This window comes from Lactobacillus sp. wkB8, assembly GCF_000761135.1.
GTDB lineage: Bacteria > Bacillota > Bacilli > Lactobacillales > Lactobacillaceae > Lactobacillus > Lactobacillus helsingborgensis.
In genome coordinates, this window is the sequence record NZ_CP009531.1 from 396,065 (window position 1) to 408,777 (window position 12,713).

General features: G+C 44.0%; 8 protein-coding genes, 3 tRNA genes and 3 rRNA genes. 11 read left to right on the plus strand and 3 right to left on the minus strand.

Annotation, left to right across the window (positions count from 1 at the left end):
- Nucleotides 1-59: 59 nt before the first annotated feature.
- From LACWKB8_RS01865 to LACWKB8_RS01910, 10 genes are all read left to right on the plus strand, one after another.
- Nucleotides 60-1,625 (plus strand): 16S ribosomal RNA (locus LACWKB8_RS01865).
- Between the two features lie 141 nt (nucleotides 1,626-1,766).
- Nucleotides 1,767-1,840, plus strand: a tRNA-Ile gene (locus LACWKB8_RS01870).
- 42 nt (nucleotides 1,841-1,882) lie between these two features.
- Nucleotides 1,883-1,955 (plus strand) — tRNA-Ala (locus LACWKB8_RS01875).
- A gap of 126 nt (nucleotides 1,956-2,081) precedes the next feature.
- Nucleotides 2,082-4,990, plus strand: a 23S ribosomal RNA gene (locus LACWKB8_RS01880).
- A gap of 72 nt (nucleotides 4,991-5,062) precedes the next feature.
- Nucleotides 5,063-5,179 (plus strand): 5S ribosomal RNA (gene rrf, locus LACWKB8_RS01885).
- The 16S, 23S and 5S rRNA genes sit together here with 3 tRNA genes alongside, the layout of an rRNA operon.
- 10 nt (nucleotides 5,180-5,189) lie before the next feature.
- Nucleotides 5,190-5,262 (plus strand) — tRNA-Asn (locus tag LACWKB8_RS01890).
- Nucleotides 5,263-5,430: 168 nt separating this feature from the next.
- Nucleotides 5,431-6,435 (plus strand): mannose/fructose/sorbose PTS transporter subunit IIA, encoded by a 1,005-nt coding sequence (locus LACWKB8_RS01895; RefSeq protein WP_038521351.1) that lies wholly within the window; start codon nucleotides 5,431-5,433, stop codon nucleotides 6,433-6,435.
- Between the two features lie 17 nt (nucleotides 6,436-6,452).
- Nucleotides 6,453-7,262, plus strand: a complete 810-nt coding sequence (locus LACWKB8_RS01900) for a PTS mannose/fructose/sorbose transporter subunit IIC (protein ID WP_038521354.1) — start codon at nucleotides 6,453-6,455, stop codon at nucleotides 7,260-7,262.
- 27 nt (nucleotides 7,263-7,289) lie between these two features.
- Nucleotides 7,290-8,204, plus strand: a complete 915-nt coding sequence (locus LACWKB8_RS01905; RefSeq protein ID WP_038521355.1) for a PTS system mannose/fructose/sorbose family transporter subunit IID — start codon at nucleotides 7,290-7,292, stop codon at nucleotides 8,202-8,204.
- Between the two features lie 6 nt (nucleotides 8,205-8,210).
- Nucleotides 8,211-8,573 (plus strand): DUF956 family protein, encoded by a 363-nt coding sequence (locus LACWKB8_RS01910; protein ID WP_038521358.1) that lies wholly within the window; start codon nucleotides 8,211-8,213, stop codon nucleotides 8,571-8,573.
- Between the two features lie 39 nt (nucleotides 8,574-8,612).
- On the opposite strand, the gene LACWKB8_RS01915 is transcribed toward LACWKB8_RS01910, so the two are convergent.
- Nucleotides 8,613-9,302, minus strand: coding sequence for a B3/4 domain-containing protein (locus LACWKB8_RS01915; RefSeq protein ID WP_038521361.1), 690 nt, complete (start codon nucleotides 9,300-9,302; stop codon nucleotides 8,613-8,615).
- Between the two features lie 134 nt (nucleotides 9,303-9,436).
- Nucleotides 9,437-10,807, minus strand: coding sequence for an amino acid permease (locus tag LACWKB8_RS01920; protein WP_038521364.1), 1,371 nt, complete (start codon nucleotides 10,805-10,807; stop codon nucleotides 9,437-9,439).
- Nucleotides 10,808-10,993: 186 nt separating this feature from the next.
- Between LACWKB8_RS01920 and LACWKB8_RS01925 the strand changes: the two genes are divergently transcribed.
- Entirely contained in the window at nucleotides 10,994-11,542 is a 549-nt protein-coding gene (locus LACWKB8_RS01925) for a GNAT family N-acetyltransferase (protein WP_038521367.1), read from the plus strand.
- A 38-nt stretch (nucleotides 11,543-11,580) separates the two neighbouring features.
- Here LACWKB8_RS01925 and galE read toward each other — a convergent pair whose 3' ends face one another.
- Nucleotides 11,581-12,573: a UDP-glucose 4-epimerase GalE gene (galE, locus tag LACWKB8_RS01930; RefSeq protein ID WP_038521369.1), complete on the minus strand. Its 993-nt coding sequence runs from the start codon at nucleotides 12,571-12,573 to the stop codon at nucleotides 11,581-11,583.
- Between the last annotated feature and the right edge of the window lie 140 nt (nucleotides 12,574-12,713).

Genomic DNA, 12,713 nt, shown 5'->3' on the forward strand with positions numbered 1-12,713 from the left:
CAAATAAATCCGAGATGCGAATCTTGGAACGAATGAGCAAACATTCAAACAAACATTTAAAAAATGAGAGTTTGATCCTGGCTCAGGACGAACGCTGGCGGCGTGCCTAATACATGCAAGTCGAGCGAGCAATTTTGAYRGAATACTTCGGTAGGAAGTCAGAAGCGCGAGCGGCGGATGGGTGAGTAACACGTGGGCAACCTGCCCTTTAGCTTGGGATACCACTTGGAAACAGGTGCTAATACCAAATAAGCAGCACGAGCGCATGCTCRAGCTGAGAAAGGCGGCTTTCGAGCTGTCACTAAAGGATGGGCCCGCGGTGCATTAGCTAGTTGGTAAGGTAACGGCTTACCAAGGCGATGATGCATAGCCGAGTTGAGAGACTGACCGGCCACATTGGGACTGAGACACGGCCCAAACTCCTACGGGAGGCAGCAGTAGGGAATCTTCCACAATGGACGCAAGTCTGATGGAGCAACGCCGCGTGAGTGAAGAAGGTTTTCGGATCGTAAAGCTCTGTTGTTGGTGAAGAAGGACAAGGGTAGTAACTGATTCTTGTTTGACGGTAATCAACCAGAAAGTCACGGCTAACTACGTGCCAGCAGCCGCGGTAATACGTAGGTGGCAAGCGTTGTCCGGATTTATTGGGCGTAAAGCGAACGCAGGCGGGAGAATAAGTCAGCTGTGAAAGCCCCCAGCTTAACTGGGGAACTGCAACTGAAACTATTTTTCTTGAGTGCAGAAGAGGAGAGTGGAACTCCATGTGTAGCGGTGGAATGCGTAGATATATGGAAGAACACCAGTGGCGAAGGCGGCTCTCTGGTCTGTAACTGACGCTGAGGTTCGAAAGCATGGGTAGCGAACAGGATTAGATACCCTGGTAGTCCATGCCGTAAACGATGAGTGCTAAGTGTTGGGAGGYTTCCGCCTCTCAGTGCTGCAGCTAACGCATTAAGCACTCCGCCTGGGGAGTACGACCGCAAGGTTAAAACTCAAAGGAATTGACGGGGGCCCGCACAAGCGGTGGAGCATGTGGTTTAATTCGAAGCAACGCGAAGAACCTTACCAGGTCTTGACATCTAGTGCCAGTCCTAGAGATAGGATGTTTCCTTCGGGAACACTAAGACAGGTGGTGCATGGCTGTCGTCAGCTCGTGTCGTGAGATGTTGGGTTAAGTCCCGCAACGAGCGCAACCCTTATTATTAGTTGCCAGCATTAAGTTGGGCACTCTAATGAGACTGCCGGTGACAAACCGGAGGAAGGTGGGGACGACGTCAAGTCATCATGCCCCTTATGACCTGGGCTACACACGTGCTACAATGGTTAGTACAACGAGCAGCGAACCTGCAAAGGCAAGCGAATCTCTGAAAGCTAATCTCAGTTCGGATTGCACTCTGCAACTCGAGTGCATGAAGCTGGAATCGCTAGTAATCGCGGATCAGCACGCCGCGGTGAATACGTTCCCGGGCCTTGTACACACCGCCCGTCACACCATGAGAGTCTGTAATGCCCAAAGCCGGTAGGATAACCTGCAAAGGAGTCAGCCGTCTAAGGCAGGACAGATGATTAGGGTGAAGTCGTAACAAGGTAGCCGTAGGAGAACCTGCGGCTGGATCACCTCCTTTCTAAGGAAAAGCRAAGGCCGAGGCGGAGAGTAGGAATACTAAGAGAAGCCAAGGCAAGAGCAAGGAAAGCACATRAGTAGCGAAGACATTGTTTAGTTTTGAGGGTAATACCTCAAAGAAAAGAGCAGATACGCTAGAAACGGGCCTATAGCTCAGCTGGTTAGAGCGCACGCCTGATAAGCGTGAGGTCGATGGTTCAAGTCCATTTAGGCCCATAGGCAAGTAGAAACAAGCGTGTCTAACAGAGAAGAAACATTGGGGGCTTAGCTCAGTTGGGAGAGCACCTGCTTTGCAAGCAGGAGGTCATCGGTTCGAACCCGTTAGCCTCCATTGGGTCTGGTAAAAACAGATCCAAYGAGTTAGTACATTGAAAACTGAATATAATCCAAGAAAAACCGAGAAACAATCAAAAGAGAACAGATTGCTAAAGAGCGACCGAGAGAGTATCTTGAGTAAGGTCAAGTAAAGAAGGGCGCACGGTGAATGCCTGGGCACAATGAGGCGAAGAAGGACGTGACGAACCACGAAAGGCTTCGGGGAGCGGTAAGTACGCAGAGATCCGGAGATATCCGAATGGGGGAACCCAATGCATGCAGATGCATTACCAAGCGGTGAATAGATAGCCGGTTGGGGCAAGACGCAGTGAACTGAAACATCTAAGTAGCTGCAGGAAGAGAAAGAAAGATCGATTTCCCTAGTAGCGGCGAGCGAAGCGGAAAGAGCCCAAACCAGATGATTTATCATCTGGGGTTGTAGGACTGCAGGAAGGCAGCGCAAAGGATAGCAGAATTATCTGGGAAGGTAAGCCAGAGAGGGTGAGAGCCCCGTAAGCGAAATCCGGAGCGCGCTGAGCAGGATCCTGAGTAGGTCGGGACACGAGGAATCCCGATTGAAGCAGCGAGGACCATCTCGCAAGGCTAAATACTACATTGTGACCGATAGTGAACCAGTACCGTGAGGGAAAGGTGAAAAGAACCCCGGGAGGGGAGTGAAAGAGAACCTGAAACCGTGTGCCTACAAATAGTCAAAGCCCATTAAGGGGTGATGGCGTGCCTTTTGTAGAATGAACCGGCGAGTTACGTTAATTAGCGAGGTTAAGTCAGAAAAGACGGAGCCGGAGCGAAAGCGAGTCTGAAGAGGGCGCGAGAGTTAGTTGATGTAGACCCGAAACCAAGTGACCTACCCATGACCAGGTTGAAGGTGCGGTAAAGCGCACTGGAGGACCGAACCCACGTAAGTTAAAAATTGCGGGGATGAGTTGTGGGTAGCGGTGAAATTCCAAACGAACTTGGAGATAGCTGGTTCTCTCCGAAATAGCTTTAGGGCTAGCCTGGTGCGAGGATGATAATGGAGGTAGAGCTCTGTTTGGACGAAGGGCCCGTCAGGGGTTACTGAATTCAGATAAACTGCGAATTCCAGATATCAAAGCACTGGAGTCAGACTGCGAGTGATAAGATCCGTAGTCGAAAGGGAAACAGCCCAGATCACCAGTTAAGGTCCCCAAATCTATGCTAAGTGGAAAAGGATGTGGAGTTGCGTAGACAACTAGGATGTTGGCTTAGAAGCAGCCACCATTAAAAGAGTGCGTAATAGCTCACTAGTCGAGTGACGCTGCGCCGAAAATTTACCGGGGCTAAGCATAGTACCGAAACTGTGGATGTGCAGTAATGCACGTGGTAGGAGAGCGTTCTAAATGCGGCGAAGCTTAACTGAGAAGATAAGTGGAGCGTTTAGAAGTGAGAATGCCGGTATGAGTAGCGCAAGATAGGTGAGAATCCTATCCGCCGAAAGACTAAGGTTTCCTGGGGCAGGCTCGTCCGCCCAGGGTAAGTCGGGACCTAAGGCAAGGCCGAAAGGCGTAGTCGATGGAGAACAGGTAGAGATTCCTGTACTGCGCAGCTTCGTTAATAGCGAAGGAGGGACGCAGGAGGCGAAGGACGCATGGCGCTGGAAGCCATGTTTAAGCGYCAAGTGTGGATATGAGTCAAATGCTTGTATCCMAAAAGCACAAGGCGTGATGAGGAGCGAAATTAAAGTAGCGAAGGTCCAAGAGTCACACTGCCAAGAAAAGCTTCTAGTGAGAAGCTGCGTACCCGTACCGCAAACCGACACAGGTAGTCGAGTGGAGAACACTCAGGTGAGCGAGAGAACTCTCGTTAAGGAACTCGGCAAAATCGCCCCGTAACTTCGGGAGAAGGGGTGCTGGTGTAAGAGCCAGCCGCAGTGAATAGGCCCAAACAACTGTTTATCAAAAACACAGGTCTCTGCAAAGTCGTAAGACGACGTATAGGGGCTGACACCTGCCCGGTGCTGGAAGGTTAAGGAGAGCTGTTAGCGCAAGCGAAGCAGCGAACTGAAGCCCCAGTAAACGGCGGCCGTAACTATAACGGTCCTAAGGTAGCGAAATTCCTTGTCGGGTAAGTTCCGACCTGCACGAAAGGTGTAATGATTTGGGCACTGTCTCAACGAGAGACTCGGTGAAATTATAATACCCGTGAAGATGCGGGTTACCCGCGACAGGACGGAAAGACCCCATGGAGCTTCACTGCAATTTGATATTGGGCAGCTGTTAAACATGTACAGGATAGGTAGGAGCCGGAGAAGATAGCACGCCAGTGTTATCAGAGGCAATGTTGGGATACTACCCTTGTTTGATGGCTGCTCTAACCAGGGCCTCTAAGCGAGGCATGGGACAGTGTCAGACGGGCAGTTTGACTGGGGCGGTCGCCTCCTAAAGYGTAACGGAGGCGCCCAAAGGTTCCCTCAGAATGGTTGGAAATCATTCACAGAGTGCAAAGGKATAAGGGAGCTTGACTGCGAGAGCGACAACTCGAGCAGGGACGAAAGTCGGGCTTAGTGATCTGGTGGTACCGYATGGAAGGGCCATCACTCAACGGATAAAAGCTACCCTGGGGATAACAGGCTTATCTCCCCCAAGAGTTCACATCGACGGGGAGGTTTGGCACCTCGATGTCGGCTCGTCGCATCCTGGGGCTGAAGTCGGTCCCAAGGGTTGGGCTGTTCGCCCATTAAAGCGGCACGCGAGCTGGGTTCAGAACGTCGTGAGACAGTTCGGTCCCTATCCGTCGTGGGCGTAGGAAATTTGCGAGGAGCTGTCCTTAGTACGAGAGGACCGGGATGGACATACCGCTGGTGTACCAGTTGTCTTGCCAAAGGCATCGCTGGGTAGCTAAGTATGGYCGGGATAAGCGCTGAAAGCATCTAAGTGCGAAGCCCCCCTCAAGATGAGATTTCCCATACGAAAGTAGTAAGACACCTCAAAGACTAAGAGGTAGATAGGCTGGGAGTRGAAGAGCCGTGAGGCTTGGAGCGGACCAGTACTAATCAGTCGAGGACTTGACCAGAGCTTAGCAGCAGTCAAGGTTTTTCAAAAGGATTATATTTAGTTTTGAGTGTAAAAACTCAAAGGAAAAAAGTACGGTGGCAAGAGCAAGAAGGAAACACCTGTAACCATGCCGAACACAGCAGTTAAGCTTCTTCACGCCGAGAGTAGTTGGTGGGAGACTGCCTGCGAGGGTAGGACGCTGCCGTGCTTTTTAGTATTCCGGCTTAGCTCAGTTGGTAGAGCGCTTGACTGTTAATCAAGATGTCGTCAGTTCGAGTCTGACAGCCGGAGCGAGCAGCAGAAAGAGGACCAGTTAGGTCCTCTTTTTTGTACCTGTTTTTCCTTAATATTAAAGGAATAGCATTTTATTTATATGAGAAAATAATGGGGTTACGTGACTTAAAAGCACTTTCACGGTACAATAGTAGCGGATACATTTTATCTAAAGGAGGAAATCTCATGGTAGGAATTGTTTTAGCCAGCCATGGTGGTTTTGCCGATGGAATTGCGCAGTCTGCGCAAATGCTGTTTGGCGAACAAGACAATTTTGCTCATGTCATTTTAAAGCCTGATGAAGGCCCAGATGATATTAGGGGCAAAATGGAAACAGCAATTGCTTCGTTTGAAAATCAGGGTGAAGTTTTGCTGATAGTCGATTTATGGGGTGGTACGCCGTTTAATCAAGCAAGCGGTTTACTCGAAAAGCATCCTAAATGGGCAGTAGTAGCAGGTATGAACCTGCCTTTGGTGGTAGAAGCTTTAACACAGCGGATGACTAAGCCAGATGCTACGGCTCACGAAATTGCAACTGCTGTGGTAGAGCCAGCACGTGATGGTATTAAAATAAAGCCGGCAGAATTAATGCCCAAGTCTTCAACAAAAGATCAAACTAAGGCACAAACTGCTGGTAAAAAGAAGACCATTCCCGCGGGTACTGTTGTTGGTGATGGTCATATTAAATTTGTTTTGGCACGAATTGATTCTCGTTTATTACATGGTCAGGTTGCTACAGGATGGATACCATCCATGCACCCGGACAGAGTAATTGTTGTTTCTGACAGTGTGGCAAAAGACGAAATGCGTAAGAGCATGATTCGTGAAGCAGCTCCTGCCGGTGTTAAGGCACATACTGTTCCGTTAAAAAAGATGGTTGAGATTGCAAAAGATCCCCGTTTTGGCAACACACATGCGTTATTATTATTTGAAAATCCTGAAGATGTTTTAAAGGTAATAAAAGCTGGGGTTGACATTAAGACTGTCAATGTTGGATCAATGTCTTATAAAGTTGGCGATGTCAATGCTAACAATGTATTGTCTATGAATCAAGAAGATGTTGATACTTTCCACGAACTTGAAAAAATGGGAGTCAAGTATGATGTGCGCAAAGTTCCAACTGATAAAGAAGGCAATATGGAAGCTATTTTAAATAAAGCTCAAAGTTTGCTTGACGAACAAAATAAATAAGAGAATAGGAGTAAAACATGAACGCTATTCAAATGATTTTAGTTGTCATAGTTGCCTTTCTTGCAGGTATGGAAGGCATCTTGGATCAATGGGAATTTCACCAACCACTGGTCGCTTGTACGTTAATCGGCCTAGTAACCGGTAATCTGGTTTTGGGCGTTACTTTAGGTGGATATTTACAAATGATTGCCTTAGGCTGGGCTAATATTGGTGCTGCTGTTGCGCCTGATGCTGCTTTGGCTTCCGTTGCTTCAGCTATCATTCTGGTTCAAAGTGGTCAAGGAACAAAGGGGATTGGTATGGCTACAGGTATTGCGATGCCTTTAGCTGTTGCCGGACTCTTTTTGACCATGATTGTGCGGACTATTTCTACTGGTATTGTGCACATTATGGACGCGGATGCCAAAAAGGGTAATTGGCGTAAAATTAATATGTGGCAATGGATTGATGTTTGTCTGCAAGGATTGAGAATCGCTATTCCGGCTGCCTTGCTACTAGCTATTCCAGCTTCTACTGTTAAATACTGGCTAGGGTTAATGCCGGCATGGCTTAGTGATGGTATGTCAATCGGTGGTGCCATGGTTGTAGCCGTTGGTTACGCTATGGTTATTAACATGATGGCTAGCCGTGAAGTTTGGCCATTCTTTGCTATCGGGTTTGCCTTGGCGGCTATTAAAGACTTAACTTTGATTGCTTTAGGTGCCATTGGTCTAGCAATGGCTCTTATGTACTTGGCTTTAGAGTCAAATCGTGGTAATAACGGCAGCTCAAGTTCTGATAATGAAGGTACCGGCGATCCACTCGGCGATATCATAGATGACTATTAAAGTGATATTTAAGAGGAGGATTTTACAATGGCTGATAAAAAAATAAAATTAACTAAAGCCGACCGCTTCAAAGTTATGTGGCATTCACAATTTTTGCAGGCTTCTTGGAACTATGAAAGAATGCAGAACGGTGGGTATGCATATTCACTTATTCCTGCTTTGAGAAAACTTTATCCTAAAAAGGAAGATATGGCAGCTGCTTTGCAGAGACACCTGGTCTTCTTTAACGTTCACCCTTACTTAGTATCACCAATTCTAGGTGTTACGCTAGCCCTAGAAGAAGATAAGGCTAACGGCGCTAAGGTGGAAGATGAAGCTATTCAAGGTGTCAAGGTCGGAATGATGGGGCCTTTAGCCGGTGTTGGTGACCCTGTATTCTGGTATACCGTACGGCCAATAGTTGGTGCCTTAGGTGCTTCAATGGCTATTCAAGGCAACATTTTGGGACCAATTTTATTCTTCGTTATTTGGAATGTAATTAGATTGGTTTTCATGTGGTATACACAGGAATTTGGTTACAAAGCCGGTTCTGCGATTACTAACGACATGTCTGGTGGTCTATTGCAAAAGGTTACCCGTGGGGCTTCCATGATGGGGATGTTTGTTTTAGGTTCCCTGATTGAGCGCTGGGTTAATATTAAGTTCACCCCAATTGTCTCACAAACGCCGGTTCAAAAAGGTGGTTATATTGATTGGAGTTCACTTCCTGCAGGTGCCAAAGGTATTCAACAAGCTTTAATTGATCAGGCAAATGGCCTATCTCTTACTAAGTTTAAAGTAACTACTTTGCAAAACAACTTGGATAGTTTAATTCCTGGTTTAGCTGGATTACTCTTGACTTTCCTTTGTATGTGGCTGTTAAAGAAGAAAGTTTCACCAATTGTAATTATTATTGCCATCTTTATTGTTGGTGTTGTTTTGCACGTTCTGCATGTGCTTTAATTCAAAATGGTTGAATCAAGTAACACTAAAGTTGATTTAACGGCAAATGCGACTTGGTTTCGCTCGTTGTCAACATACGGTAAAGTAATGGTCGGAGATAAGGCGTTTGAATTTTATAATGACCGTAATATCTCTGATTATGTCCAGATTCCGTGGCAAGAAGTTACCTATGTGGTGGCGGATGTTTATTTCCATGGTCATTATATCCCTCGTTTTGAAATTCGCACCCGTGCAAACGGAAAATTTATTTTTACAACACGAAATAATAAAAAAACTTTGCGTGCTATTCGTAATTACGTGCCTGCTAATCGCATGCGGCAAGCATTGGGATTGTGGCAAAAAATCAAAAGAAGAATAATACATAAATAAAAAAGTTCCTAGACAATTACTTTGTCTAGGAATTTTTGTTTAGTTTTTGGTTTTGAGAGTTATTGTTCCCTCAACACCCAATTCTGTAGCGATTTTCTTTTTTAAGGCTTGAATTGCTTGCTCAGCTCTGTCTTTTTGATCAGCTGTTACCGCCTCCATGATTAATATTGCATTGGTGGTATCTTCAGTCAACATGGTTCTCTTGCCATCACGCCAGTTAAGAGAGCGACATACTGCGCCATTTTCGTCATAATAAATAACTTCACCTGCTCTTGGCGGATCGCTTTTTTCAGCACCAAGTGGATAAAAATCCTCATTTCCACTTGCTACACCGAGGTGCATTTGCCCGGCAATTTGATCAAGATCTTCACCACCGCACGGAACGGCATATTCTAAAGAAACGCTGTTATAAATGTCAACTAAAGGGTTGATAGGATTAAAAACTTTACCTTGAGAAACTCGCTTTAAAAGGGCCTCAATCGAAGACCGTGCACCTTTTTTCTTTTTAAATTTGCTCAGAACCTCACGCCATTCGGCAATAACAATGTTGTCCTTAAACTCTTTTGCTGTTAAATACTGTTTGGCTTCTGTTTCAGCCTGATTGAGCATAATTTGATATTTATCCGAATTATCAAGGATGTGATTGTTCAGGTCATTAACTACTAGTGTGTAAATTTTTGCTTGGGGAAAAATAGACCAAAAAGTATTATCAACAATTAATTTCTGCATGAGTTACCTCCAAAAATAAAAGCACCTACCGAACTCTACTAAGACCTAAAGAGTTTGGTAAGTGCTGTCGCCCGGTGGCGATACTTCTTAATTTTTTAAATTTTAATATAAAAAACCAGCAAATGCAAATATAATTATGCCTTCTTTTCTTCGTGCCAAATTTTTGACAGGGTTGACAAGACTATAAAGATTAACAGTGCTGAAATCATAGAAATCCTGTTTTCAGGTAAGATTAACAACAGTATGATCATTAAAATAAAAAAGATTAGTGTTATGTAGTCCAAAAAAGGAAAACCGGGCATCTTGAAATCAGTTAATTCTTGCGCAGGTGTTTTTTTCCTATATGCAATATGCGTTAAAAGCATCAGGCACCAAATAATTAAAAACATACTGGTAGAAGTAGAAGAAATAAAATTAAATGCCTCATTGCCGATGACGATGATGACAAAAGGTGCTAACGCCATTAGGCAAGCTGATAAGGTCAGTGCGTTTTGTGGTAATTGTCTTCTTAAATGACCAAATGTCTGGTTAAATTTACCCTTACCGTTAAAAGTAACTGAAAATAACAATCGGCCTGCACTATACAGAATGCTATTAGTTGAAGAAACTGCAGCAGAAATGACCACAAAATTAATAATTGAACCGGCATTGCGGATGCCCGTTGCCGCTAAGGTCTGTACAAATGGACTAGAATTAGTAGCCACCTTATCCCACGGAATAACTACTAAAATTGCAATGATAGCCAGTACATAGAATAAAATTATTCGTAGTGGGACTTGATTAATAGCCTTTCTAATCGTTACCTTGGGGTTTTGTGCCTCTGCGGCAGTTAATCCGACTAGTTCAACGCCAACAAAGCTAAAGATAACCATTTGGAAGCCGGAGAAGAAACCAGAACCTCCTTTAGCAAAAAAGCCACCATGCGCAGACAAGTTAGCTAGAGTAACGGGACCAAAAGAGGTTTTGCCACCAGTTATTAATAAATAGGCTACTAAAAGCACAAAAGCAATAACCGTCACAATTTTGATTATGGCAAAACTAAATTCCAAGTTGCCAAAAAGACGGGCAGAAAGCAAATTGATAAATAGCAAAACAGCGATGGTAATTAAACCAGGCACCCAGGTGGGTAAATGCGGGAACCAATATTGAAAGTAAATCCCTAGAGCTGTCATTTCCGCCATGCCTAACGTAACCCAACTAATCCAGTAAAGATAACCTGAAATAAAACCAGTGTTTTTGCCTAAATACTTTTCAATAAAATCAATATAGGTGTGTTTAGAAAAATCTGAAACTATCAGCTCTCCCAAAGCTCTCATTAGTAGAAATAAGAAAATACCGACCACGACATAAATCAGAATGACGCTGGGACCGGCTCGTCTAATGCTGTTACCTACACCTAGAAATAAACCAGTACCAATTGTCCCGCCTAGGGCAATTAATTGAATATGCGCGTTAGTCAAGGTTCGTTCATAGCTTGAACCGTTATTTTCCTCTTCTTCGCTCATTAAATCACTCCAATTTCTTAAAAAAACGTTACATTATTAAATTATAGCATTATACAAAAGTGTATGTTTTTAACTAATTAAAAAAATTAGCAGATTATAATTTTTGTTATGCTAAAAAGGGCTTCATTTAAGCTTAAATTGTAGTATGATATACTTTATTAAAATTTAATTAAGGAGAAAGATGCAATGTTTACCATTAGTCAATTTACTATTAACAACATGATGATTAGTTTAGTTTTACCCGAAATTAGTCATGCAGAAGCGTTATATGAAAATATCGCCCATGATCGTAAAGAGCTGGCACACTTCCTACCCTGGGCAGATAATATGACGAGCGTCAATGATGAGATTGATTTTATCAAGGCGATGCGTGTCGATACGGCGCGTTATGAAAAGTTGGCTCTAGTTGTTCTAGTTGATGGTGAACCGGCAGGAATGGTAGATTTGCATAATATCAAACTCAAAAATGAAAGCGGCGAAATTGGTTATTGGCTGGGGCAAAAATATCAGGGCCAGGGAATTATGACTCAAGCTGTTAAAAAGCTAGTGGAAGTTTCGTTTAACCAGTTGGGCCTACATAGCATTAAATTACTGGCAGATACTAATAATCAGCCTAGCAGAGCTATTGCAGAAAGGCTGCATTTTGCTCACGTAGCTACCCTCAGAGATGAAGTTAAATATCACGGTCAGTTTTGTGATATGGAGCTATACATCACATTTAACCCTAAAAATTAGTCAAAAAAATTGCTGGCAAGTTTTTACCAGCAATTTTATTATTTGTCTGCGTATCCTTGGGGATGACTTTGGTGCCATTTCCATGCACTTGTCATCATCTCCTCAGCGTTCTCATGTTGTGGCTGCCAGCCTAAAATAGTTCTGGCTTTAGCTGAATCGGCAACTAGACTGTCTGGGTCACCTGCACGGCGTGGGCCCATCGTATATGGAATTTCAACGTTGGTAACTTTACGAGCTGCTTGTAAGATTTCCAAGTTGGAGTAGCCGTGAGCAGTCCCGAGGTTGAACACATCAGATTTATTAGTTTTAACTAAGTATTTTAGTGCCAGTACATGCGCGTCAATGAGATCTTCTACTTGAACGTAATCTCTGACATTGGTACCATCTTTGGTGTTGTAATCATTCCCAAAAATAGTAAATTTACCGTCACCGGTCAGAGCACTTTTTAAAATATTAGGAATTAAATGCGTTTCGGGGGCATGATCTTCTCCGATTGAACCGTCACTTGCAGCACCGGCAACATTGAAGTAACGTAGTGCAATTGATTTGATGCCATCCGCTTTATCTGCCCAATGCATGATTTTTTCCATCATTACTTTAGTTTCACCATAGGGGCTGATCGGATTAAGCGGTGAATCTTCAGTAATTGGTAATTTTTTAGGGATGCCGTAAGTTGCCGCACTTGAAGAAAAGACGAGGTAATTGACACCAGCATCTTTCATTGCTTCTAGGAGCGCAATCATACCTGAAACATTATTGTCATAGTATTTCAGTGGGTTTTGTACAGATTCAGGCACTAGAGAATAAGCGGCAAAATGCATTACTGCTTCAATTTTCTCTTTACGCAATATTTGGCTAACTAAAAACTTGTTCTCAATATCGCCTTGATAAAATTTAGTTTTTGGATTGACTGCTTTTCTGTGACCTGTATACAAAGCATCAAGGACAACAACATCATTTTTTTGCTCAATTAGTTTCTTAACAGCTATTGAGCCAATATAACCGGCACCGCCGACGACTAAAATACGCATAAATTCCTCCAATTATTATATGGTAATGATCTTCTGTCTAAATTTTAGCACAGTCTGTTAGTTTAAAAGACAATTATTGACAGTAAAATCATTTTGCAATACAGTTACTTTTAGTAAGATAGTTAGAAAGAAGTATCAAA